Source organism: Halomonas sp. PA16-9 (assembly GCF_009728585.1).
In the GTDB taxonomy this organism is placed as follows: Bacteria; Pseudomonadota; Gammaproteobacteria; order Pseudomonadales; family Halomonadaceae; genus Vreelandella; species Vreelandella titanicae.
The window spans coordinates 397,930-423,194 of record NZ_CP040451.1 but is presented as its reverse complement, the minus strand read 5'-3'; the positions used below and the strand labels follow the sequence as shown (position 1 = coordinate 423,194).

Annotated in this window: 18 protein-coding genes, 2 tRNA genes and 5 pseudogenes; 4 read left to right on the top strand and 21 right to left on the bottom strand. The window is 56.4% G+C overall.

The annotated features are described in order from the left end of the window. The first annotated feature begins 5 nt into the window (after nt 1–5). On the top strand, nt 6–386 hold the full coding sequence (gene panD, locus FDY98_RS02000; protein WP_007111819.1) for an aspartate 1-decarboxylase: 381 nt from the start codon (nt 6–8) through the stop codon (nt 384–386). A gap of 220 nt (nt 387–606) precedes the next feature. After that, nucleotides 607–1,783, top strand: a pseudogene (locus FDY98_RS01995) (acetyl-CoA C-acetyltransferase). A 132-nt stretch (nt 1,784–1,915) separates the two neighbouring features. On the opposite strand, the gene FDY98_RS01990 reads toward FDY98_RS01995, so the two are convergent. Genes FDY98_RS01990 through FDY98_RS01970 form a run of 5 tightly spaced genes read right to left on the bottom strand, consistent with a single transcriptional unit; the run spans nt 1,916 to nt 6,295 of the window. After that, nucleotides 1,916–2,467: a 2'-5' RNA ligase family protein gene (locus FDY98_RS01990; RefSeq protein ID WP_035539340.1), complete on the bottom strand. Its 552-nt coding sequence runs from the start codon at nt 2,465–2,467 to the stop codon at nt 1,916–1,918. Further along, the gene (locus FDY98_RS01985) at nt 2,464–3,867 is read right to left on the bottom strand and encodes a CoA transferase (RefSeq protein WP_035539342.1); all 1,404 of its coding nucleotides are present in this window, start codon (nt 3,865–3,867) and stop codon (nt 2,464–2,466) included. Before FDY98_RS01985 ends, FDY98_RS01990 begins: the two co-directional genes overlap by 4 nt. Then, entirely contained in the window at nt 3,864–4,433 is a 570-nt protein-coding gene (locus tag FDY98_RS01980; protein ID WP_027958253.1) for an RBBP9/YdeN family alpha/beta hydrolase, read from the bottom strand. Before FDY98_RS01980 ends, FDY98_RS01985 begins: the two co-directional genes overlap by 4 nt. Beyond that, nucleotides 4,423–5,379 (bottom strand): alpha/beta hydrolase family protein, encoded by a 957-nt coding sequence (locus FDY98_RS01975; RefSeq protein ID WP_027965513.1) that lies wholly within the window; start codon nt 5,377–5,379, stop codon nt 4,423–4,425. The genes FDY98_RS01980 and FDY98_RS01975 overlap by 11 nt, the downstream gene beginning before the upstream one ends. Continuing rightward, complete coding sequence (locus FDY98_RS01970) at nt 5,372–6,295, bottom strand: aminotransferase class IV (protein ID WP_027958252.1); 924 nt, start codon at nt 6,293–6,295, stop codon at nt 5,372–5,374. Before FDY98_RS01970 ends, FDY98_RS01975 begins: the two co-directional genes overlap by 8 nt. A 251-nt stretch (nt 6,296–6,546) precedes the next feature. Between FDY98_RS01970 and FDY98_RS01965 the strand changes: the two genes are divergently transcribed. Next, nucleotides 6,547–7,344: a LysR substrate-binding domain-containing protein gene (locus FDY98_RS01965; protein ID WP_340146642.1), complete on the top strand. Its 798-nt coding sequence runs from the start codon at nt 6,547–6,549 to the stop codon at nt 7,342–7,344. Nucleotides 7,345–7,374: 30 nt separating this feature from the next. On the opposite strand, the pseudogene FDY98_RS01960 reads toward FDY98_RS01965, so the two are convergent. The 16 genes and pseudogenes from FDY98_RS01960 to rlmE all read right to left on the bottom strand — a co-directional run bounded on the left by FDY98_RS01960 (nt 7,375) and on the right by rlmE (nt 24,754). Continuing rightward, nucleotides 7,375–8,498 (bottom strand): annotated as a pseudogene (locus tag FDY98_RS01960) (MFS transporter). Nucleotides 8,499–8,717: 219 nt separating this feature from the next. Continuing rightward, complete coding sequence (gene pnp / locus FDY98_RS01955; RefSeq protein WP_035539345.1) at nt 8,718–10,886, bottom strand: polyribonucleotide nucleotidyltransferase; 2,169 nt, start codon at nt 10,884–10,886, stop codon at nt 8,718–8,720. A 164-nt stretch (nt 10,887–11,050) separates the two neighbouring features. Then, a complete protein-coding gene (gene rpsO / locus FDY98_RS01950) occupies nt 11,051–11,320 on the bottom strand; it encodes a 30S ribosomal protein S15 (RefSeq protein WP_007111823.1) in 270 nt (89 codons plus the stop codon). Between the two features lie 108 nt (nt 11,321–11,428). Beyond that, nucleotides 11,429–12,349, bottom strand: coding sequence for a tRNA pseudouridine(55) synthase TruB (gene truB / locus FDY98_RS01945; RefSeq protein ID WP_027958248.1), 921 nt, complete (start codon nt 12,347–12,349; stop codon nt 11,429–11,431). Then, complete coding sequence (rbfA, locus tag FDY98_RS01940; RefSeq protein ID WP_027958247.1) at nt 12,349–12,798, bottom strand: 30S ribosome-binding factor RbfA; 450 nt, start codon at nt 12,796–12,798, stop codon at nt 12,349–12,351. Before rbfA ends, truB begins: the two co-directional genes overlap by 1 nt. Nucleotides 12,799–12,816: 18 nt before the next feature. Beyond that, entirely contained in the window at nt 12,817–15,435 is a 2,619-nt protein-coding gene (gene infB, locus FDY98_RS01935; protein WP_027958246.1) for a translation initiation factor IF-2, read from the bottom strand. Nucleotides 15,436–15,462: 27 nt separating this feature from the next. Then, on the bottom strand, nt 15,463–16,977 hold the full coding sequence (nusA, locus tag FDY98_RS01930) for a transcription termination factor NusA (RefSeq protein ID WP_009287927.1): 1,515 nt from the start codon (nt 16,975–16,977) through the stop codon (nt 15,463–15,465). A gap of 72 nt (nt 16,978–17,049) precedes the next feature. Further along, nucleotides 17,050–17,511, bottom strand: a complete 462-nt coding sequence (gene rimP, locus FDY98_RS01925; protein ID WP_022520707.1) for a ribosome maturation factor RimP — start codon at nt 17,509–17,511, stop codon at nt 17,050–17,052. A 376-nt stretch (nt 17,512–17,887) separates the two neighbouring features. Next, nucleotides 17,888–17,964 (bottom strand) — tRNA-Met (locus tag FDY98_RS01920). Nucleotides 17,965–18,124: 160 nt separating this feature from the next. Next, nucleotides 18,125–18,211: transfer RNA gene (locus FDY98_RS01915), tRNA-Leu, on the bottom strand. Nucleotides 18,212–18,240: 29 nt separating this feature from the next. Continuing rightward, complete coding sequence (gene secG / locus FDY98_RS01910; protein ID WP_022520708.1) at nt 18,241–18,600, bottom strand: preprotein translocase subunit SecG; 360 nt, start codon at nt 18,598–18,600, stop codon at nt 18,241–18,243. A gap of 4 nt (nt 18,601–18,604) precedes the next feature. Then, nucleotides 18,605–19,354, bottom strand: a complete 750-nt coding sequence (gene tpiA, locus FDY98_RS01905) for a triose-phosphate isomerase (RefSeq protein WP_009287925.1) — start codon at nt 19,352–19,354, stop codon at nt 18,605–18,607. Between the two features lie 121 nt (nt 19,355–19,475). Continuing rightward, nucleotides 19,476–20,824, bottom strand: a pseudogene (gene glmM / locus FDY98_RS01900) (phosphoglucosamine mutase). Beyond that, nucleotides 20,821–21,735, bottom strand: a complete 915-nt coding sequence (gene folP, locus FDY98_RS01895) for a dihydropteroate synthase (RefSeq protein WP_009287923.1) — start codon at nt 21,733–21,735, stop codon at nt 20,821–20,823. Before folP ends, glmM begins: the two are co-directional and overlap by 4 nt. Before the next feature lie 102 nt (nt 21,736–21,837). Next, nucleotides 21,838–23,852 (bottom strand): annotated as a pseudogene (gene ftsH, locus FDY98_RS01890) (ATP-dependent zinc metalloprotease FtsH). A 255-nt stretch (nt 23,853–24,107) separates the two neighbouring features. After that, nucleotides 24,108–24,754, bottom strand: a pseudogene (rlmE, locus tag FDY98_RS01885) (23S rRNA (uridine(2552)-2'-O)-methyltransferase RlmE). A 114-nt stretch (nt 24,755–24,868) separates the two neighbouring features. Between rlmE and yhbY the strand changes: the two are divergent. Next, nucleotides 24,869–25,195 carry a ribosome assembly RNA-binding protein YhbY gene (gene yhbY, locus FDY98_RS01880; RefSeq protein ID WP_022520713.1) on the top strand — a complete coding sequence of 109 codons (327 nt, stop codon included), beginning with the start codon at nt 24,869–24,871 and terminating at the stop codon, nt 25,193–25,195. Nucleotides 25,196–25,265: the final 70 nt, after the last annotated feature.

The window sequence follows — 25,265 nt, the reverse complement described above, 5'->3', positions numbered from 1 at the left end:
CTCACATGCATACTATTATGCTCAAAGCCAAGCTGCACATGGCTCGCGTCACTCACGCGGTGCTTAACTACGAAGGCTCCTGCGCCATCGACGGCGACCTGCTGGATATGGCGGGTATTCGTGAAAATGAGCAGATCCAGATTTACAACGTCGAGAATGGCGAACGCTTTACCACTTACGCCATTCGCGGTGAGGAAGGCTCCAAGCTCATTTCGATCAACGGCGCTGCGGCCCACCTCGCCGCCCCTGGCCACCGGATCATTATCTGCAGCTATGCCCACTACTCCGAAGCCGAACTGGAAAACCACCAGCCTGCTCTGGTGTATCTCCAGGAAGGCAACCACGTCAGCCACACCAGCAATATTATCCCGGTACAGTTGGCCTGATCACAACTGGCCTAATCTTAGCGCCTCTAATGCTTTCTTCTGACGGGCCACATGTTGGCCCGTTTTTATTTGCCCATAAAGGTTTATTGCCGCAACGCACCACCTTCCCCTATGCTGAAGAGACGGCTGACAGAGTACGAATAAAAGAGTACGGCTGACAGAGCACGCCTATCGGGCATCTGGTATCAGACTGTCTGTTAATTACTCCAGGAGTCATCTTATGCAAGAAGTAGTCATTGTTGCGGCACGCCGCACCGCTGTGGGCGCTTTCGGCGGCTCCCTCGCAGGTATTCCAGCGAGCGACCTAGGCGCTTTGGTGATCAAGGATATCCTTGCCTCAACCGGCGTTTCCCGATCAGGTTGACGAAGTACTGCTGGGCCAGGTGCTCACCGCGGGCGTTGGTCAAAACCCGGCGCGCCAAGCGGCTATCAAAGGCGGCCTACCGGACTCGGTACCGGCCATGACCATCAACAAAGTGTGTGGCTCAGGCCTTAAGGCACTGCATCTCGCTACGCAGGCCATTCGCTGCGGCGATGCCGAGCTGATTCTGGCCGGCGGCCAGGAGAATATGTCCGCTTCCCCCCATGTACTGCCCAATTCTCGCAACGGCCAGCGCATGGGCGATTGGAAGGCAATTGATTCCATGGTGCACGACGGCCTGTGGGATGCGTTCAACAACTACCATATGGGCATTACCGCCGAGAATTTAGCCGAGAAGTACGGCATCACTCGCGAAGCGATGGATGAGTTCGCCGCAGCCTCGCAGCAGAAAGCAGCTGCCGCCATCAAAGAAGGTAAGTTCAAAGGCCAAATCGTGCCGGTGGAAATTCCCCAGCGCAAAGGCGACCCGGTGGTGTTTGATACCGACGAGAATCCACGGGAAGTGACCGCGGAGAAGCTTGGCGGCATGCGCCCTGCGTTTAAGAAAGACGGCACCGTTACCGCCGGTAACGCCTCGGCGCTTAACGACGGCGCGGCGGTGGTTATGCTCTGCTCCGCCGAAAAAGCTAAGCAGTTGGGGCTAGAGCCACTGGCACGCATAGCGGCTTACTCCAACGCAGGCGTTGACCCTGCCATTATGGGTATCGGCCCCGCACCGGCCACTCGCCGCTGCTTGGAAAAAGCCGGCTGGAGCCTGGACGACCTGGACTTGGTCGAAGCCAACGAAGCGTTTGCCGCCCAGGCGCTATCCGTCAACAAAGAGCTCGGCTGGGATACGTCTAAAGTGAACGTCAACGGTGGTGCGATTGCCCTAGGCCACCCCATCGGTGCCTCCGGCTGCCGCGTACTGGTCACGCTGCTTCACGAAATGATCGCCCGCGACGCCAAGAAAGGCCTCGCGACGCTGTGTATCGGCGGCGGTCAGGGCGTAGCCTTGGCTATCGAGCGGCCTTAAAAACCTACCCTTCGCTCGCTTAGCTAAGAACTAATATAAGCCCTTGTCAATTGATGAGGGCTTTTTCCGTTCGGGATGCACAAACCTCTTTATCTTGTTCTACTAACATCATCATTACCGAGCTAAATGGCACTAGTCGCCATTGGCCTCTGACGCGACAAGAGAAAATCGTTGTTGAGTCACCCATCTCCCCTCAGTATTCACGATCAACGCAAAATTTTTGCAGTAACACTGAATCGCCCTCTGTTTCGCCATCAACAAACGCACCTCATCTTCTATTCGTTCGAGTGCCTCTGGCCCACTCTCTCTGGCGACGGTGAGGTGAGGTATGCTGCCCGTATGGAGACCACCGTAGGGTGGGTAGTCTGGGAAGGCATCGACGAATGCTTTAATCAGCGAGATAAAAGGAGCGCTAGGGCATGGCTGAAGATACACCGTGTCCGTGAATCGTCCCACACCCGATAGCCAAAACTCAAAAGCCGTGGTTTGTTTAGCAATCGCTTTAAGCTTGCGAAGATCTTTCTCGACAATCTCGTTAGGTGATACAAAGGGATAAAGTAGCGTTATGTGCGCGGGCACGCCTATAGCCGCTGTGGCATCATAGCGCTGACGAAGCTCGCCAACCACGGGTTCGGCTTCGCGAACAGGAACGATCAAGGCCGCTTGCGGTGCCACTCGGGTCATGACTGCATCGTCCAGTTCGGCGCATCCGTGCCAGGTGGCATCGAGGGCCGTGCGTAGCCTGCTGGCGTGCGCAGCAGTTGCGCGCTGGGACGCACCGCGCGTAACAGGCCGAAGCCAGAAATATCACTTGTCAGCCAGGGCGCAAAGTCGGGCCTAGCAGAGTCAAGACCTCCCTCGACGCGCCCCAACCCGCGCAGCCAGTGACCAGTCTGCGCCAACGAAACCTGCACATGCCAGCTCCCCCCTTCGTGCTGCTGATGCCACAGGGCGGCAGCTACCCCGAAGGCCATCAGGAAGCCACTGGCCTGGTCGAGAATCTGCATCGGCAACGCGCGTGGCTTGCCGTCATCGGCCGCTTCACCCTCAGCATGATTGAATCCCATCGCCGTCTGCACCAGCGAGTCAAAACCGCGGCGGTTGGCCCAGGGGCCCTGAGTACCGTAGGCGGTGAGCGACACGCTGACAATGCCGGGCCTACGAGCAGCCAGGGCCTCAGGAGAAAAACCGAGTGCGGCCAGCCCGCCAGGGCGATAGCCCTGAGAGAATACCTGGGCATCCTCAATGAGCCGCCATAGTAACTTTCGCCCGGCAGCGGTGCGTAAATCGATATGCGCCGAGCGTTTGCCCCGGCTGGTCTCGGCGATGGCAGCGATATTGGGAAGGTTAGGTGAGTTCACCAGCATCACATCCGCACCCAATGAAGCTAACGCCCGCCCTCCCACCGGCCCAGCCAGGATGCGAGTGAGGTCGAGCACCCGCACTCCTGTGAGCGGACGGGCGTTATTTGCCAGAGTTGGCAGCGCGCGAGGCGGCGCATCGCCGATGCGGGTGATCGTCATCAGGGGCTGCGATGCGATGGCCTGGCCCTGGGGCGTTACATCCCACTCATCGAAGCGACGCAGCGCCGTGGCCACTAGGCCACGCTCAGCGCTCGCCTGCTCGAACGCCAGCGCCTGCCAGCGCAACAGTGCTTGCGCGGCATCTTCGCGTGTCGCTGATCTCTTATCCAAGCCCAGTAATCGGAGCGCGCCATCGCGATGGTGACGAAAGTTGGTGTGTACACGAACGTGCCCGTCGGCGCAGCGATATAAGCCGGAGAACGGATCCCAGAGGTTGGGTTCCTGGCCATCCAGGCTGAACCACCCCAAGCACTCAGCGGCAGCGTGCGCCATCTCCACCGCGACTGGCTGGCGGGAAGCCCCGCGTGAATGCCCCAACTCGCAGGCGGCAAGCGCCGCGGCAGCGATCGTCGTTTGCGCGGCGGCGCCAACGGCAAACGAGGATGGGAAAACGGGATCATGGCCGGTCAACGTGATCTTGTCCAAAGCCTCCGCCGGCAAACCACCCAGTGACCAGAGCGCAGTCAGTGCATCGCGTGCTGTCATCGTATGAAAACTCATGCTAATGCCTCCAACAACGCCCACCCCTGAGGCCACTCCCCCAACTGACTTGCGGCGTTGATATGCCCGCAGGCGCCCACGTCAACAAAGTCGGCTTGCCATGTCGCAGCCTGCTGCCGGGCATAGTCCGTCGTCGCATAGGGGTCGTCACTGCTGGCTACAACCAGCGCTGGAAATGGCAGAGGCCGAGCAGGAGCGTTGCGGAAATCGCTCGCTTCGGGTGGGAAAGCCTTTGCGCCAGGGTCAGGTACTGCCACCAGCAACGCGCCGCTTACCTGCGCCAATCGATGAGCTCTTTCATCGCTGCTATTGGCCTCCTGTACCCAGTGCGCCACCAGCAGGCACGCAAGACTGTGAGCAACGAGCAACACCGGTGCCTCAGCTTCATCAATGGCGGTATCCAATGCCTGCAGCCAATCGTTGAGATTCGGCTCATCCCAGGAGCCAGGCTGAAAACGGAGGCTATTAGGCCGCTTTAGCCCCCATAGTGACTGCCAGTGGTCGGCATCAGAATTGCCGAGACCGGGCAGAAATAGCAGCTGGGTCGCTGGCTTGTTAGTTGTCATTGCAGGTCTCCTTACGCGGTCGATAGCGCAGCTCGCCAGAAAAAGTCGTGGGCGGATTACCGGTGCGCAGCCACTCCATGGCAAGTGGCCAGAGCACGTCGCGAAAGCGCTTATGGAAAAAAGCGAAATGACCGATGCTTGGCTGGCCCACCGCAGTTGGCGCTAGCCGCAGGTGATAGCGTTCGCTACTACTGTAATACTCTAGAAGGCGATCAAGCGCGGGACGAGTGCCGAAAGGGTCATCATCGATGCCCAGCGCCAAAATCGGTGCCTGCACACGCGTGAAGCCCCGCACCAGCATCTCAGCTTCGGGCTCACCCTCAGGTGTTTCACGTTTACGCCGCACGTTGTGCTCAAAGCGCGGCCCCATTCGCGCCCAATCCAGTGCTACGCCTTTGGGTGTATCTTCCATCCACCCCAGACGCTTGGCGGGTACGTAGCCGACCAAAAGTGCCAACAGTGGCATCGCTAGATGCCAACGCAAGAACATAGATCGCCGAGCCTCGGGTGCGTAGTCCCGCCAGTAGGCATACTGTGCGCCCATGGTGAAGATGCGACGCACGCGATGGGCGGACTGGGCAAAGCCAATCACGAAACCGCCCGCAGAGTGACCCACCACATCGACAGGCTGACCAGGAAAACGTCTGGCGACGTAGCGTAGAACGCCTTCAAAATCATGCTGCCCCCAGTCGATCCAGTCGGCCTTGAGTTTGCGCAGCGAATGGTGGCGCGAATCGCCGATTCCCCGGTAGTCGTAGGTCACTACGTCCCACCCTTGCTGATACAAATAATCAGCAAAGGGCATGTAATAGCGGCAGCGCACCGAGGTGGCGGTGTTAATGATCACCACGGGGCCAGGGTGAGACGACGAAACACAAGGTCGGCGCCATACCCACCCGCGCAGCGCATAACTATCCGCCGCGCTGATATAGACGGGCTCAGGCATCAATGTTCTGTCGCCTTGCAGCTATACCGTTCTTAGCCCCAGTGACCGTAGCATGAAAGTCCGCAATCAGTTGCTGGGTGACAGGGCCCACGGGCCATTCGGTCTTCGCCTTATCTTCCACCAATGCCACAACCGGCTGAAGCTCGACCGAGGTGCCGGCAGTCAACACTTCGGTTGCAGCACGCAGTTCCTCGAGTGTAACCGCTCGCTCCTCTACCGGCAGGCCTCTCTGACGTGCCAAACCCAACACATGGCGCTTGGTGATGCCATCAAGAAAACAGGTCGGCAGTGGGGTTACCAGTACGCCATCACTGACCAAAAGCAGATTAGTGGCTGTCGTTTCAGCGACTAAGCCGTCGCTATCGAGCAGTAACGCATCATCACAGCCTACTGCCAAGGCCGCATGGCGGGCTAGCGTGCCGATCATATACAGTCCAGAACACTTAGAGGCAGTAGGCGCCGTATTAGGGGGCGGGCGTCGCCAGTTGGCCAACTGCAGCCGAATACCTACCTCTGCCCGCCCCTGGGACGCCGCCGTAGGCCAATCCCAAGCGGCAATCGCCACATGGACACGTGCTTGAGGCGCCGCGATAGACACACTATCCGCGCCACGCCAGGCGATAGGGCGGATATACGCATCGGTTAGCTGATTGGCCCATAGCACCGCGTCAATCGCTTGGCTGAGCTCGCGGTGCGACCAGGGCAGCCGATAGTCCAGTAGTGCGGCGGAACGCTCTAAACGCTCCAAATGCGCGTCACCCAGAAAAACACGCCGCCCGTAGGCACGCATGCCTTCGAATACCGCTCCCCCCATGTGTAACGCATGACTAAGCACGTGCAGGCGCGCCTCACGCCAAGGAAGCAGCTCACCATCGAGCCAGATCAACCCATCTCGGTCATCAAGAGCGTTTAGCATGGCACCCACCCAGTAGCAGATTATCGATATCGTCAGTCTGTCCTCTGTATGTTTTAAAAACGAGTGAGTAAATCTCAAACTGGGCTGAGTTTTGCTCAGCGATTTTTACAGCGTGGTCAGCGCGGCTTCTTGTATGATCTGTTTATCAACCTTCGAGGGTGGGGGTAGCGATTATGCGGATTCCTGTGCCATTAAATGCTCTACGCGCTTTTGAGGCGACGGCGCGGCATCTTTCAATCAAGGAAGCGGCCATGGAGCTTTCGGTCACTCCTTCGGCCGTCAGTCACCAACTGCGCTGCATACTGGAGGAGTTGTTTGGCGTCGTGCTTCTGCGCCGAACAGGAACGCGTCTTGAGCTTACCGACGCGGGACACAAGCTAACACCTTACCTGCAACAAGGCTTTACGCAGATTGCCAAGGGGGTTGACTCACTTCGCCAAAAACGCCGTGACGGGCCGCTACGTCTCAACATGTTGCCTACTTTTGCAACCAACTGGCTGTCGCCACGGTTAAGCCTGTATCCCTTCGAGCGGCGTGGATTCTCGCTTGAGATATCCACTACGCAGGATGAGGTAGACCTTGCCGCGGGGGTGGCCGATGTGGGCATCTGGTACGGCAACGGGAATTGGCCGGAATTACAGGGCCTCCTCTTTGAAGCAACCATCGACCTTTATGCCCGTCCAGGCTTTGCTACCGGCTCCCATCGCGATCGCCTTGACCGTGTCAGCCAGGCCAATCTGTTTGTCTCCCGCCACTGCCTGACATGGCAACGCTGGATGGAGAGCCTTCCCGACGGCCCCTTCAAACCCGCTGTGGTCACGCAGGTGGATTCCGGAGGATTAACCCTGCAGGCCGCCGCCGATGGGGTGGGTGTATCGATAGTGGTCTGCGAGCTGGCCGATAGCGCCGTGCGATTGGGGCGGCTAACGTCGGTATTCGAACATCCAGTCAACGCAGACGTTGGTTTCTGGTTAGTCTACCCAGATGCACTGCGCGAGGATCGCCGTTTGGATAATTTGCGTAGTTGGCTGCGCGAGCAGCCAACATAGCCAGATACTTGCGCATTATTTATCGCTTACTTAACGACGCTTCTCCCCCACGATGCGTGACGGTGTTCGCCAGACCAACAGCGCCCCCAACAGGAATAATCCGGATGCGGCCCACATGGCAATGGGAAGGCTAGTGCCATCGACGATACGCCCACCCAACATGGCACCCAAACCAATCGACATATTGAAGGTAAACGCCATCAACGCTGTGGCGGCTTCGGTGTTGGGTGCTGTGCGTATAATCCAGGTTTGAATGCTGACTGATACGCTGCCAAACACCGCGCCCCACATCATGAGCAACATGACACCGCTGCTCGGCTGAACACCCAGCAGCGGGAACACGGCGACGACGATAAGCAACAGGCTGGGAATCGCCAGCACAGCGCGGTAGGGGTGGCGCCCGGCAAACATGCCTGCCGCAATATTGCCCACAATGCCTGCCGCCCCGTAAAGCAGCAGCAGACTGCTCACATGGCGCTGGGAAATACCGCTGATCTCTTGCAGGATGGGGCTAATAAAGGTGTAGGCGGCAAAGTGGCCAACCACTACAAAGGCGGTGGTTAACACCGCGACTCGCACACCGCGATTGCTAAACTGCTGCGCCAATACCCGCAAACGCACAGGTTCTCGCGGTGGTAGCGGCGGTAGCCAAAACCACAGCGCAGCTGCCGTTAACAGGCTTAGCCCTCCCAGCGCCCCAAAGGCGACCCGCCAGTTGCTGAGATCCCCAGCAGCGTGCCCAGTGGCACACCCAGCACCGAGGCCGCCGCGACACCACCAAAAATCATCGTCATCGCTTTTGGCACCTGAGCCTCTGGCACTAGGCGTGGGGCAATGCTGCCCGCCACCGCCCAAAAGCCACCAATACTAAGCCCCACAAGCACGCGGGCGGCAAGCAACAGGATAAAGCTGCTGGCCAATGCCGATAGCACACTCCCGGCCACCATTACGGCCATCAATGCCGTGAGCATAATGCGCCTGTCCAAGCGCCCCACCGCTACCGGCAGCAGCGGGGCTGAAAAGGCAGCGACCACGCCGGGCACGGTGACCATTAAGCCCGCCATGCCGGGGGTAACGCCCATGCTAGATGCCACCTGGGAAAGCAACCCAATCGGCAGCTGCTCTGCGGTCACCAGTAAAAAAATGCCGATCATCACGGCCACCACCGCCCACCAGCGCGGCGTTTGTTGCTGCTCCATCTGCTGCTCCCTGACTGTCTAAATCCCGGCGAACAAAGCGATACCTAACCACAAAACCCTATCTAGCCAAAAAGTACTTAGCAAAAACAGTACCTAGCAAAAACAGTACCTAGCAAAAACAACGCCCCCGTAGCCAGAGGCTACGAGGGCGGTCTCAGAAACCTAGCTAGCGATTTAAATCGCCGCTTCAGTTTCCGCTGCTTCCGCGGTAAAAGCGGCTTTCTCTTCTTCGGTGATCTCTTTCATCGACAGCTTCACGCGGTTGCGGTTGTCGATATCCAGCACCTTAACGACCACGTCATCGCCTTCGTTCAAGAAGTCGCGCACGTTGTTAACCCGCTCGGCAACGATTTGCGAGATGTGAACCAGGCCATCGGTACCGGGCATGATGTTAACGAACGCACCGAAGTCAGCAATACGCACGACCTTGCCGTGATACAGCTTGCCGATTTCCGCTTCAGCGGTAATCGCCAGTACGGTGTCGATGGCGCGCTTGGCGGCGGCTTTATCTTCCGCGTAAATACGCACGGTGCCATCGTCGTCGAGATCAATAGAGGCGCCGGTGTCTTCGCAGATTTTGCGAATGGTTGCGCCACCTTTACCGATAACGTCACGGATCTTGTCCGGATCGATTTTGATCGTTGCCATGGACGGCGCGTTGTCGGAGACATCGCTACGGCTCTGGCTGATCACGACATTCATTTGCTCGAGAATACTCAGTCGCGCGGTCAGTGCTTGCTGCAGCGCGAGCTCCATAATCTCTTCGTTGATTCCTTCGATCTTGATGTCCATCTGCAGGGCGGTGACGCCCTCTTCGGAACCGGCAACTTTAAAGTCCATATCGCCGAGGTGATCTTCGTCACCCAGGATATCGGTCAATACCGCAAAACCGTCCGGGTCTTTTACCAAGCCCATGGCAATACCGGCGACCGGTGCTTTCAACGGCACGCCTGCGTCCATCAGGGCCAGCGAAGAGCCACACACAGAGGCCATGGAACTGGAACCGTTAGACTCGGTAATTTCAGACACCACACGAATGGTGTAGGGGAAGACGTCTTCTGACGGCAGCATTGCCTGCACACCACGACGCGCTAAGCGGCCATGGCCGATTTCGCGACGCTTCGGGCCACCCATAAAGCCCGCTTCACCCACTGAGTAGGGAGGGAAGTTGTAGTGCAGCATAAAGCGGTCTTTACGCTCACCTTCCAGTGATTCGATTAGCTGTGAATCACGCAGCGTGCCCAGCGTTGCTACGGCAATCGCCTGGGTCTCACCACGCGTAAAGATGGCAGAACCGTGAGCCTTCGGCAGCACACCGACTTCGATAGCCAGCGGACGAACGGTTTGATTGTCACGACCGTCAATACGCGGCTCACCTTTTACCACCCGTGAACGCACAACGCGTTTTTCCAGGCTAGCAAAGGCACCTTTGACGTCATCTTTACTGAACTTGTCGTTAACCGGTTCGCCTTCATCGGCTGCCAGTTGTTCAATCGCCTGGTCTTTCAACTCAGCCAGTGCATCCTGGCGCTGCATTTTGTCGGTGATGCGGTAAGCATCGCCCACTTTAGCTTCAAACGCATCGGCCATGGCGGCTTTGAGCGCCTGGTTCTCTTCGGCGGCCTGCCACTCCCAGCGCGGCTTGCCCGCTTCAGCAACCAGTTCGTTAATGGCACTGATCGCGACCTGCATTTCCTGGTGACCGAACAGAACGGCTCCCAGCATTTCGTCTTCGAGCAGCTCTTTGGCTTCAGACTCAACCATCAGCACGGCTTTTTCAGTACCGGCGACGACCATGTCGAGCTCAGAGGTGGCCAGTTCTTCAACCGTTGGGTTGAGGAAGTAGCCTTTCTCTTCGTTAAAACCAACCCGGGCTGCGCCAATCGGGCCACTAAACGGCACGCCAGAGATACTCAGCGCCGCGGAGGTGCCAAGCAGTGCGGCGATATCCGGATCGTGGTTACGGTCGGTGGAGAGAACGGTACAGACGACCTGCACTTCGTTCATAAAGCCTTTAGGGAACAGCGGACGGATTGGGCGATCAATCAGACGCGAGGTCAGCGTCTCTTTTTCAGTGGGACGCCCTTCGCGCTTGAAGAAGCCGCCAGGAATCTTGCCCACTGCGTAGGTCTTCTCTTGGTAGTGTACCGAGAGAGGGAAAAAGGGTTGGCTCGGGTTTGCCTCTTTACGAGCGACAACGGTACACAGCACGACGGTGTCATCCATGGTAACCATGACAGCGCCGGTAGCTTGGCGAGCAATACGCCCGGTTTCGAGCGTGACGGTGCTACGACCGTACTGGAACGTTTTCTTTACCGGATTCACAGCGACTTCCTTCAGCATTATCAATATCTACTTGTCTATTCGTTTAGGTCGTTTTGACTCGTTACCATTCTAGGCGCTGGAGCGCGATAGGGCTACCAGTTCCCTACTTGCCGTAAACACGAAACATAAAAAAACGGGCAGCTCACAAGGAGCTGCCCGTTTCTAATCGTTGCCGTTAACGCTTAACGACGCAGACCCAGACGCTGAATCAGGGACTGATAGCGTTCGAAATCTTTACGCTTTAGGTAGTCCAGCAGCTTACGACGCTGGTTAACCATGCGGATCAGACCACGACGAGAGTGGTGATCCTGTTTGTTGGTCTTGAAGTGATCCTGCAGGCCATTGATGTTGGCGCTCAGCAGTGCAACCTGCACTTCAGGGGAACCGGTATCGTTGTCGCCGCGGCCGTATTCAGTGACGATCTCGGCCTTCTTCTCAGCGGTTAAAGCCATCTGTCTCTCCAGTAAGCAATATGCCTAAAAATGAATGGGTGAGACCACGCATATTTGCAGTCTCAAGCTACTATTTTCACGTAGATGGTCGCTTCCTTGCAACGTATCTCACGAAATAGCGACAGTACTTAACAGTCGCTTAGGCGCCACTTCCTGAGCACCTTTCACTACGCCAAGGCCGATAAACGTCTCGGCGTAATAAAGTCGGGCTACTTCGTCCGGGGCTAATGCGCCGGTTTCGAGAGCAGCGGGCTGGCCATGGGCCAAACGAGAATGGGCGGTGTCGTCTACCGTCAGTAACGGTAAATGATCCACCAACACATCCACGGGCATCAGCTCAGCTTCCAGTGCCGCTTGGTCGGCCAATGCTTCCAAGGCCTCTAGCGTCCACATCGCGTCGGCTAAAAAAGGCCCCGTTTTGAGTCTTCTTAGTTGACTGATGTGTGCACCACAGCCAAGCGCTTGGCCAATATCTTCGGCTAACGTGCGGATGTAAGTGCCTTTACTGCAGCTTACTTCCAGCTCGAAAGCAGTGCCTTCAAACGATAGCAGGCGCGCATCATACACGCTTACGCGCCGGGCTGCACGCTCTACCTGCTTACCTTCACGGGCCAACTCGTAAAGTTTTTTGCCCTGATGCTTGAGGGCCGAATACATCGGCGGCACTTGGTCGATCTCACCGCGAAAACGGGTGAGCACAGCTTCCACGTCATCGACGCTTAGGCTGGGAACCTCATGCTGCTCAATAATCGTACCTTCCGCATCGCCGGTATCGGTGATCACCCCTAGCTCTACCCGGGTGCGATACACCTTGTCGGCTTCCAGCAAGTGCGATGAAAACTTGGTCGCTTCGCCTAGGCAAATCGGCAATAAGCCGGTTGCCATCGGGTCTAGCGTGCCGGTGTGCCCGGCTTTTTGAGCCTGGAACAGCCGACGTACACGCTGCAGCGCATGGTTGCTGGAAACGCCCTTGGGCTTATCCAGCAGCAGTACGCCATTAACCGGTAAACCGCGACGTTGACGCGCCACTAGCGAGTTTCCTCACTTTGCTGGGCGTCGCCGTCTGGGTCACTGTCTTGGCCAGCGTCTTGATAATCGTCATCATCGTTTTGATAGCGTGCACGATCCGTCGTCACCGCTTCATCAATCAATGAAGAAAGCTGCTGACCGCGCACCACGCTCTCATCGAAATGAAAACGCAGCTCCGGTACGTGACGTAGCTTGATGCGCTTGGCAATCTGGCTTCTTAGAAAACCAGCAGCACGCTTAAGCACCTGCAGATTCTCTTTAATACGCTCGGGCTCTTGCTCACCCAACAGAGTGACGTAGACGTCGGAGTAGCCAAGGTCACGGCTAACGGTGACACCGCTAACCGTGACCATGCCCAAACGCGGGTCTTTCACTTCTCGTTGGATCAGCACCGCCAGCTCCTTTTGGAGCTGGTCGGCTACCCGGTCGGTACGCTTAAATTCGCGCATGTTTAGCTCCTCGCAGCCTTACAGGCTACGCTCGACCTTCACTTGGTCGAAGACTTCGATCTTATCGCCGACTTGGACATCGTTGTAGTTCTTCACGCCGATGCCACACTCCATGCCGTTGCGCACTTCCTGCACATCGTCTTTGAAGCGGCGCAGCGATTCGAGCTCACCTTCGTAGATCACCACGTCATCACGCAACACGCGGATCTTCTTATTACGATGCACGCTGCCTTCAACCACCATACAGCCGGCGATGGCACCAATCTTCGGCGCACGGAAGACATCGCGCACTTCGGCAATACCGACGATTTCTTCTTTCCACTCAGGTGCGAGCATACCGCTCATCGCCTGTTTGACCTCGTCGATCAGCTGGTAAATAACGCTGTAGTAACGCAGATCCAGGCCTTCGCGCTCAACGATCTCGCGGGCAGCGGCGTCAGCACGGACGTTAAAGCCGACTACGATGGCTTCCGACGCAAGCGCCAGGTTGGCATCGGTACCGGTGATACCACCGACACCCGAAGAGACCACGGCGACTTCAACTTCACCGGTGGAGAGCTCTTCCAGGGCGCCTTTGATCGCTTCCAGAGAACCTTGAACGTCGGCTTTGAGGACGATGTTGACCTTGGCCACTTCGTCTTGGCCCATCTGGCTGAACATGTTCTCCAGCTTGGCCTTCTGCTGACGCGCCAGGCGCACTTCGCGGTATTTGCCTTGACGGAAGTTAGCCACTTCGCGGGCTTTCTTCTCGTCTGCAACGACCATAAAGTCATCACCGGCATCCGGCGTGCCGCCCAAGCCTTGAATCTCTACCGGCATGGCCGGGCCAACCGCATCGACTTGCTGGGCAAGTTCGTTGGTCAGCGCACGTACACGACCGTAGTGCAGACCAGCCAGGACGATATCGCCCTTTTTCAGCGTACCGTTCTGAACCAGTACGGTAGCGACTGGACCACGACCTTTATCAAGGCGCGATTCAACCACCACGCCTTTACCCGGCGCAGAAGGAACGGCTTTAAGCTCAAGCACTTCAGAGACCAGTTGGATTGCTTCCAACAGTTCTTCAATACCTTCACCGGTCTTGGCGGAAACGTGAACAAACTGAGTATCACCGCCCCATTCTTCGGAGATCACGCCGTGCTGCGAAAGCTCATTCTTGATGCGATCAAGATCGATACCATCTTTATCGATCTTGTTGACCGCTACCACCATGGGCACTTCAGCGGCTTTGGAATGTTCAATCGCCTCAATCGTCTGAGGCATCACGCCATCGTCGGCAGCCACAACCAGAATAACCACATCTGTCGCCTTGGCACCACGGGCACGCATGGCGGTAAACGCCGCGTGGCCTGGGGTATCCAGGAAGGTCACGCCACCGTGGTTATCTTCCACGTGGTAGGCACCGATATGCTGGGTAATACCACCGGCTTCACCGGTCGCCACTTTCGCTTTACGGATGTAATCCAGCAGCGAGGTTTTACCGTGGTCAACGTGGCCCATCACCGTAACAACGGGTGAACGCGTGATCTCTTCGCCTTCATAGGAGATGCCTTCTAGCATTTCCGTTTCCAGCGCGTCATCTTTAACCAGCTTCGGTGTATGGCCCATCTCTTCCACCACGATCGCAGCCGTATCCTGATCGATGGTTTGGTTGATGGTAACCGCCGCGCCCATGTTAAACATGGCCTTGATCACTTCATTGGCCTTGATCGACATCTTGTCGGCCAATTCCGCCACGCTGATCGATTCAGGGATCGATACTTCACGCACGATCGGCTGAGTCGGCTTCTGGAAAGCGTGCTTGCCATTGCCGGTCTGGTTGCCACCACGGCGACCACCACGACGCTGTTCGGCACGTTTTACCTTCTTACCGCCGCCACCGCGCTTGCGCTCTTCGCGATCACCACGATCTTCATCGTCACGGCGACCTTTGTTCTTCGCCGCCGTCTTCTTGGGCGGAGCGGTACGACGGTCAGTGCGGCCCTCTTTTGGTGGCGCTGGCGGCATATCCTCACCGGACGGCGTATCGTCGATTTCAAGATTCGGCACAGGAATGTCTGGCGTAGCCGGTGCTTTGGCTGCTGCAGACGCTTTCGGCTTGGCTTCAGTCTCTTTATTGCTACGCGCCGTGTTACTTTGCGCCGTCGCTTCAGCCTCTTTATTGCTACGCGCGGTGGCTTCCGCTACCTGTGCAGCGCGGGCTTTCTTAGCAGCGGCTTTTTCTTCGGCTTCACGCGCATCAGACACTTTGCGCTCAGCTTCGGCTTCCGCCATATCGCCCACTAGCTGGCGCGGGCCGGTATAGCTAGGCTCCGGCGCTTTCGGCTTCTCATCTTCAGCGCTTTTGACGTAGGTCTTTTTCTTACGTACCTGCACTTCAATGGTTTTGCCGCGCTCGCCGGTATTGATACGGCTACGGGTTTTGCGTGTCAGCGTGATGCGGTTTTTGCCCGCTTCAGGGGTGTCGCTACCGCCGTGGCTCTTCTTCAAGAAACTCAGTAGCTTCTGCTTGTCTTCTTCAGACACAGCATCGCTTTCAGAAGCGTGCTTTAAACCCGCTTCTTTCATTTGCTCTAGTAGGCGAGGCACATCACGGCCCACCTTTCCTGCGAAATCTTTAACTGTCATATCTGACATATTGACCCTCCTCAGCCCGTGACCTGTTTACTGTGTGTTCGAATCCGATGCGTCATCGACTTCAAACCAGGGCGCACGGGCAGTCATGATCAGTGCCGCTGCGCGCGCTTCGTCCAACTCCTCGATATCGACCAGATCGTCGACAGACTGCTCGGCGAGATCTTCCATGGTAACGATGCCGCGACTGGCCAGAATGAAGGCCAGGTGGCGCTCCATGCCATCCATCTCCAGCAGATCTGCTGCAGGCTGGGCACCGTCTAGCGCTTCTTCCGTGGCAATTGCCATCGTCAGCAGCTCGTCTTTCGCACGTGCACGAAGCGCTTCGACTAAATCTTCATCGAACTCTTCGATTTCGAGCATCTCTTCCATCGGCACGTAGGCGACTTCTTCCAGGGTAGTGAACCCCTCATCCACCAACAGGCGAGCGACATCTTCATCCACATCGAGGTGCTGGATAAAAGAGTCCACCAGGCTATCAATCTCTTGATCGCGCTTAGACTCCGCTTCCTCTTCGGTCATGACATTAATGCGCCAGCCGGTAAGTTCAGAAGCCAAACGCACGTTCTGACCGCTCCGGCCAATCGCCTGAGCAAGGTTATCCTGCGCCACGGCCACGTCCATTGCGTGGGCGTCCTCGTCCACAAGGATAGACCCAACATCGGCAGGTGCCATGGCGTTAATCACCAATTGGGCGGGATTGTCATCCCACAGCACGATATCAACGCGTTCGTTTTGCAGCTCCGAAGAGACCGCCTGAACGCGCGAACCGCGCATACCCACACAGGCACCGACCGGGTCGATGCGGCGATCATTGGTTTTTACCGCAATTTTGGCCCGTGAACCGGGGTCACGCGCAGCACCTTTGATCTCAATCAACTGCTCTGCGATCTCTGGCACTTCAATTTTGAACAGCTCGATGATCAGCTCGGGACACGTCCGCGATAGCTGAAGCTGGGCACCGCGTGCATCGGGATCCACTTTGACCAACAGGGCGCGCACCCGCTCGTTCATGCGGTAACGCTCGCCGTGAATCATTTCATTGCGCGGCAAAAACGCCTCAGCGTTTTCGCCCAAATCAATGATCAGGCCATCACGTGTGGTCTTTTTAACGATGCCCGCAACCAGTTCACCTTCGCGATCGGCATATTGGCGCACGACTTCAGCCCGCTCGGCTTCGCGTACTTTCTGTACGATCACCTGTTTGGCGGTTTGTGCAGCAATACGGCCAAACGACGCATTTTCGATGCTTTTTTCGACCACATCGCCTAATTTCAGCGGCGGATCGCGCTGCTCGGCGATGCTCTCTTTAATTTCATAATCTGGCGTTTCGAATTCGTCATCTTCCACAACGGTCCAGGTGCGGAAGGTTTCGTATTCACCAGTGCGGCGGTCAATATGCACGCGCACATTGGCTTCTTCTCTTTCAAAACGCTTGCGTGACGCACTCGCAAGAGCGGCTTCTACCGCCTCGAAGATGACATCACGTGGGACGCCCTTCTCATTGGAGATCGCGTCAACGACCATTAAAATTTCTTTACTCATGCGTATGCCTCGCCAGAAAACCTATCCTTATGTGCATCACCCCGGCAGCCTGCCGGCAGCGCCGCCACCCGGTCAATCGTCGAACTGCGGTACAATGTGAGCAGAATCAATACTCTCAATTGGAAAGCAGTACTCTTCGCCATCCAGTTGTAGCAGTACTTCATCCCCCTCAACACCGACCAAAAGCCCTTGATACTTGCGCCGCCCGTCAAAGGCAGTGCGCAATTTCAGCGCGACGTGATGACCTTGAAAGCGGGTAAACTGATCCAGGGAATACAAGGGACGTGCCATGCCTGGCGAGGAGACTTCCAACCGGTACTCACCGGGAATGGGGTCTTCTACATCCATAACGGCACTGACTTGGCGGCTAATATCTGCGCAGTCTTCCACGCTGACACCACTCTCGCGCTCGATATAGATCACCAGCCGCGAATTTTTGCCCTGGGAAAGATGGTCGATGCCCCATAGCTCAAAGCCCATGGCAGCAACAACAGGTTCGATCAGCGCATGAAGCGCAGCGTGTTTAGTGGCCACAGACAAAGCTCCTATAGCCGTTGCATCAGGCACCTGGCCAGGAGTTATTAGAAAAGCTAGGTGGCTGATTGGCGTTACTCGGGAATGTGTCTCCGGTTTTCCGGACGACATCCGCTATTAAGATATTCGTGCTAACGATATTCTGGCTAACAAAGCGGGGGGCGCCAATAAAACAGCGACCAGGCGCGCTTGCTAGCCAAAAGCTGCTAACAAAAAGCCCCTTCACTGGAAGGGGCTTTTTGAAAGAAACCTTGTGTACCATTTCTTAAGTACTACTTCCAGTACCGTCTTAGCAACATGTAACAGGCTGTACCTGAAATGACCGTTATTTCCAATACGTCTTAAAAATAACAATCTAGAACATGCTACTAGAAAATGGTAGCGGGGACCGGATTTGAACCGATGACCTTCGGGTTATGAGCCCGACGAGCTACCAGACTGCTCCACCCCGCATCAATCTAGGTCGACGATAATAGACACTAAAGCCACTTACGTCAAGAACTACTTGCTTCAAGAACCACTTACTTAAAGCTGTCTTTTTCGCCTCAGGTGCCAATGGGCATTCTGGTAACAAAAGAAACGTTCTGGGAAGCTGGCGTGCCAGCAAAACAGATGGTGCCGAAGGCGGGACTTGAACCCGCACGACCATACGGTCACTACCCCCTCAAGATAGCGTGTCTACCAATTCCACCACTTCGGCATCAGGGGAGGCTAAAAAACAGCAGCTGCTTACTCGCTGCTTTCCTCTAGCACTGGCGCGGTATTATCCACGTCCGCAGGCCTGTCGTCAAGCGTCGGGACGCTTTGCTGCTGCTCGATCAAGCGCGAATCGGGAATACCTGCTTCCGGTGCCTGGCCCGCCTGGGTGGCAAAGTAAGCTAGCGCCATTGAGGTGACGAAGAAACCCGCCGCCAAAATAGCCGTTGTGCGCGACAGGAAGTTACCACTACCCCGCGAACCGAATACCGTTTGTGATGCACCGCCCCCGAAAGCTGCCCCGGCTTCGGCACCTTTACCCTGCTGAAGCAGAATGAGTACCACCAGGGCGACCGCAATCACCACATGAATCATAAGAATTGCAACTTGCATGGCGTTATCCTGCTGACTGACAAATGGCATAAAAATCATCGATCTTGAGTGAGGCTCCGCCCACTAGACCGCCGTCGATATCTGGCTGAGCAAGCAGCTCAGCCGCATTGCTTGCGTTCATACTGCCGCCGTAAAGCAAACGCAGTTGCTCGGCGAGGCCCTTATCGAAACCCGCCTGGTAGGCACGGATGCCTGCCATAACGTCCTGGGCTTGCTCAGGCGTTGCCGTGCGCCCAGTGCCAATGGCCCAAACAGGCTCATAGGCAATCACGACCTGCTTACGCTGGTCGGGCTCTAAGCGGGACATTACATAGCCCACTTGACGAAGCACCACATCCATCGTGCGCCCTGCGTCGCGCTCCTCCAGGGACTCACCCACACAGAGGATCGGCGTGATATCCACGCTCAATGCTGCTAGCAGGCGTGCAAAGATCTGTTCATCGCTCTCTTTGTAGAGCTGACGTCGTTCAGAGTGCCCCACCAATACGTAAGAGACCGCAAACTCTTTTAGCATGCGGCCACTTACTTCGCCGGTATGCGCCCCAGAGTGAATAGGGTTCAACGTTTGCGCGCCCAATGAAAGCACCGTACCTTCAAACGCGTGGCGCGCCGCATCCAAATAGGGGAACGGCGGAATGATAACGACATCCACGCTCGTTGGCGATACGGCGGCGGAGAAGGCCTGGCCGAATTCATTGATCAACGCCACGGAACCGTTCATTTTCCAGTTACCGGCGATTAAAGGCGTACGCATCGACTCTCCTCACTCAAGGTGGAGCGAAATGGTATAGGAGCGGCCTTGTCAAGACAACCGCTGTTATAGCCACAAGCTGGGTTTACCAAACCAGTTTACTGAACCGGTTAGCTGAACACATTTAATTAAGTAGCGCCTGAACCTGATCGGCCAAGCTATGCGCCAATTGATCGACGTCTAAATGGGCGCGTCCTTCCACCATTACTCGAATAAGCGGCTCAGTACCTGAGGGACGTAGCAACACTCGCCCTTCATCACCTAACTCATGCTCTAACGCAGCCACTGCCTGCTGAAGCGGCGCAGATGCCATCACCTCTTTGGCGCTGGCATGAGCGGGCAAACGTACATTAACCAGCGCCTGGGGCACTTTCTCCAACTCTTTTAACAGTGTCGGGAGGCTTTTTTGCTCGCGCATCATCAGCGCCAATACCTGCAACGCGGAGACAATGCCGTCGCCGGTGGTCTGCACGTGGGCGCACACAATATGCCCCGACGACTCACCGCCCAGCTCCCAACCATTGGCGGCCATACGCTCCATCACAAAGCGGTCACCCACCTTTGCGCGCTCAAAGGGGATTCCCAGCTTATCCAGCGCCATCGACAGGCCAAAGTTTGACATCAGGGTGCCCACCACGCCGCCTTGAAGCAAGCCACGCTCGTGGCGATCTCGGGCAATCAGATAGAGAATATCGTCGCCGTCGACTTCCCGCCCGTCGCCATCTACCAGCAGCACGCGGTCGCCATCGCCATCAAAGGCGATCCCCAAATCAGCATTTTGCTGAATCACGGAAGCACGCAGAGCCGCGGGATGCGTTGAGCCCACTGCTGATTAATGTTTAACCCGTCAGGCGCAGAGCCAATGGTGGTGACATCAGCCCCCAGCTCGCGGAACACATTGGGCGCGATATGGTATGTGGCACCGTGAGCACAATCCAAGACGATTTTAAGGCCGTGCAGGCTAAGCCGGTCAGGCAAGGTCGATTTACAAAACTCGATATAACGGCCTGCAGCGTCGTCGATGCGTGTTGCCTTACCCAACTGCGCGGCCTCGGCCGTGGTCAGCGGCGCTTCCAGCATCGCTTCGATACGATCTTCCGTGTCATCGGGAAGTTTCTTACCCTCAGCGGAGAAGAACTTGATGCCGTTATCATCAAAAGGATTATGCGATGCCGAAATGACGATGCCTGCATCGGCACGAAATGTGCGCGTTAAATAGGCAATACCCGGCGTGGGCATTGGCCCCAGCAGCGAGACATCCACACCCGCTGCCGAGAGCCCCGCCTCTAGGGCGGATTCGAACATATAGCCAGAGATCCGGGTATCTTTGCCGATCAGTACCCGCGTTCGACCTTTATCACGGCGCAGCACCTGACCCGCCGCCCAGCCCAACTTAAGCATAAAATCAGCGGTAATCGGTGATTTACCCACCGTGCCGCGAATACCATCCGTCCCAAAATAGCGCCTTGTCATGCGTCAAACTCCTTATTTAGCGGCGGCTCGCAGCCTTCTTGTAGTACCGCCCACGCCATATTGACTGCATCGACCGTTGCAGCCACGTCATGCACGCGCAAAATATTTGCCCCACGCTCAACCGCCATGGCAGCGAGCGCCAAACCACCGGAGAGACGCTCCTCCACTGGTCGACCCAACACTTTACCAATCATGCTCTTGCGCGACATACCCACCAGCACTGGAAGCTCCAGCGATTGCAGAGACTCCATGTATTTGAGTAAGCGTAGATTGTGTTCGACGGTTTTGCCGAAGCCAAAACCAGGGTCGATCAGTAGACGGTTGCGGCGTAGCCCTGCAGCCTCGCATTCAGCAATCCGACGGGCCAAATAATCCGCCACCTCTTCCTCGACCGGGCGCTGATACGCGGGCGACTGCTGCATATCCTGCGGCTCGCCCTGGCGATGCATCAGGCAGACGGGCAACCCGCTACCCACCGCAGCCAGCAGGGCGCCTTCTCGCTCTAAGGCGCGCACATCATTAATCATACCAGCGCCCAGCTCGCTCGCCTCGCGTATAACCGTCGGGCAACTGGTATCCACCGACACCAACGCATCCAGCTCGCGCACCAGGACCTCCACCACCGGCGCCACCCGGTCTAGCTCTTCCTGGGGGCTGACAGGGATAGCCCCAGGGCGGGTCGATTCGCCGCCCACATCTATCATCGCCGCCCCTTCGGCCAGCATCCGCTCAGCGTGGCGCAAAGCGTCATCCAATGCCACGTGCTGGCCACCGTCAGAAAAAGAGTCCGGGGTCACATTAAGAATACCCATTACCCTGGGAAAGGAGAGATCCAACAGATGGCGCCCGCAACGCAGTTGGAGAGCATTTTCTGCGTTTCGTGAAGAGGACGTGTCCAGAATTGATTTCATGCTGCAGCCTGATCAAGAAATGAAACATTGCTGTTATGTATACAGCATATCAAAAAAGGCGCCCCATGACGGGGCGCCTTTGGCTCATACGGCAGTGCTGGCTTATGAGCCTGCAGGGCCACCTAGCGGGTCTGAGGGACGGCGACGCGGCCCGTCGTCATCTTCTTCGCTGTCACCACCGGACGCATCGCCTCCAGAAGCGTTTGAAGAAGCATCGTCTTCAGCCTTCGCTTGCGGCTTGTCATCGTTGACAGGCGTACCGCCACCGGATGAGTCACCGTCATCCCAACCTTCCGGCGGGCGCGGCTCACGACCTTCCATGATGTCCTTCAACTGCGTGGCATCAATGGTCTCGTACTTCATCAAGGCCTCGGCCATGGCGTCCAGCTTATCGCGATTATCGGTCAGGATTTGGCGTGCCTGCTCGTAGCAACCGTCGATGATTTTGCGGACTTCCTTATCAAGGCGCGTGGTGGTGTCACCAGACTTCATCTTGCCACCACCCTGACCCGGGCCACCGAGGAACTGATGCGACTCATCCTCGTCGTACATGATCGGGCCCATTTCGTCCGACAAGCCCCACTTGGCAACCATGTTATGGGCCAGCTCAGTAGCACGCTTGATGTCGTTTGAGGCGCCGGTCGTTACACCATTCGGGCCTAACGTCATCTCTTCGGCAATACGGCCACCAAACAGCGAGCAGATCTGCCCCAGAATTTGCTGACGGGAGAGGCTGTAGCGATCCTCTTCCGGCAGGAACATGGTGACACCCAGCGCACGGCCACGGGGAATAATCGTTACCTTATAGACCGGATCATGGGAAGGCACGACCAGACCGATAATGGCGTGACCCGACTCATGGTAAGCGGTATTGAGCTTCTCTTTGTCGGTCATGACCATCGATTTGCGCTCAGCGCCCATCATGATCTTATCCTTCGCGAGCTCAAGCTCTTCCATGCTGACCAGGCGCTTATTGCGGCGCGCGGCAAACAGAGCGGCTTCGTTGACCAGGTTGGCCAAATCCGCACCAGAGAAACCAGGCGTACCACGTGCGATCAGCTGCGGTTTTACGTCATCACCCAGCGGCACTTTACGTAGATGAACACCCAGAATGTGCTCACGGCCACGGATATCCGGCAAGCCGACCGTTACCTGACGGTCAAAGCGGCCTGGGCGCATTAACGCAGGGTCAAGTACGTCAGGACGGTTGGTCGCGGCGATAACAATGACGCCTTCGTTGGCTTCAAAGCCATCCATTTCAACTAGCAGTTGGTTCAACGTCTGCTCGCGCTCGTCGTTACCGCCACCCATACCGGTGCCACGTGAACGGCCTACCGCATCGATTTCGTCGATAAAGATAATGCACGGCGCTTGCTTCTTGGCCTGCTCGAACATGTCACGCACACGGGATGCACCGACACCAACAAACATTTCAACGAAGTCAGAACCCGAAATAGAGAAGAACGGCACTTTGGCTTCGCCCGCAATGGACTTTGCCAGCAGCGTTTTACCGGTACCGGAGGGCCTACCATCAATACGCCGCGGGGAATCGTGCCGCCCAGGCGCTGGAATTTGGTTGGGTCACGCAGGAAATCGACCAGCTCTTCTACTTCTTCCTTGGCTTCATCACAACCCGCCACGTCGGCAAAGGTTGTCTTGATCTGATCTTGTGAGAGCAGCTTGGCCTTCGATTTACCAAAGCTCATCGGGCCGCCTTTACCACCACCGGCTCCGCCCTGCATTTGGCGCATGAAGAACATAAAGATGCCCAAAATCAACAGAATCGGGAAGCTGGCGATCAGTAGCCGCGTCCAGATACTTTGCTGCTCTGGCTCTTTGCCCACCACCGTCACATTGTTGCTCAACAGGTCGTCCATCAGCTTCGGATCTTCCGCCGCTGGGCGGATGGTCTGGAACTGAGTGCCGTCCGTGCGCTCACCGCTGATGGTGTAACCATCAATCGTTACGCTACGTACCTGCTGATTTTGCACCTGCTGCACAAACTGGGAATAGTTTGTGTTTTGCGGTGCGCTTTCCGTACTGAAATTGTTGAACACTGTCAGTAGGACGGCCGCGATGACCAACCACAGAATCAGGTTCTTCGCCATATCATTCAAGGGGCTACCCTCATTACAAGAATCCGTCAGTTAAACCCTGGTGCCTCATAAAGTCTTTTACCAATAAGCTTAGTAATACGACATTACATCAGCATCAAGCGTTCAACCATTGCCAAAGCGTCTTATGCCTCGGGCCATCTGTGTCACGCGCACTTATGGCGACTAATGTGACACACGTTGCGCTTGCCTGTCTGGCAATCGCGCTGATAAATCTTGGCTATGAACCACACGGGCAGCCTCTCATGTTAAGGAGAGTCACCCGCGAAACCCTTCGGCCAGAAAATAGACTTCACGGGAACGCGCCCGGGAGGCGTCTGGCTTACGGGTTACTACCTTGTTAAAGCTGCCGCGCAATTCTTTCAAATAGGCGTCAAACCCTTCCCCCTGGAATACTTTAGCTAAAAACCGGCCACCAGGTGACAACGTTTCGCGGGCAAGTTCTAACGCTAGCTCCACTAAATACATCGCCTGGGGCTGATCAATCGCCGCCATACCACTCATATTGGGGGCCATATCCGACATCACAAGGTCTACACGGCGATTATCCAGGCATTTTAGTATCGCCTCCAGCACCGCCTCTTCAGTGAAATCACCTTGGATAAAATCCACCCCGGCCAGTGCATCCATCTCCAGAATATCAGAGGCAATCACCACACCTTCAGGCCCTACCCTTTCCGCTGCAATTTGACTCCACCCGCCGGGGCGGCGCCCAGATCAATCACCGTCATACCGGGACGCAGCAGTTTATCTTTTTCATCCAACTCAATCAGCTTATAGCTGGCACGGGAACGGTAGCCATCTTGCCAGCTCTGCTTCACGTACTGGTCGTCAAAATGCTCCTTCTTCCAGTTATTGCTGGTCTTGCTAACGGAATGTTTTCGGTTCGGGGGCTTTTGCTGCATGTGGGAGTCTAACACTGGAATAAGAGATGGGCGCATTCACGCGATCGCTTTCACTCGGTGACGTTTCACCGTAAGATGGAGCGTTAAGCGCTAACCGGGATACCGCAAGATACCATGAGCTTGTCACAGGCACAAAAGAAAGCATTTCGTAGCATTGGCCACCATCTTAACCCAGTGGTCACCGTTTCTGAGAACGGCGTCTCCGAAAATTTGCTCGCAGAACTCAACCGCGCACTCACTGATCACGAACTGATCAAAGTGAAACTTGCCCTTCCTGAGCGGGATGATCGTGCTGCCATGATAGCCGAACTGATCGCCAACAGCCGTGCCGACTTGGTGCAAACCATTGGCAAAATGGCGCTGCTCTATCGTAGAAATCCGCAGGTGAACCCGAAGCTTTCTAACGTTACCCGCTTTGAGAACCACCACGGCCGCCATTAAGCGTTAAATTCAACGCGTGCAATAGAGAGTCGCCGTACGAAAGCGCCCCTTCAACTGACTCCAGAGTCAA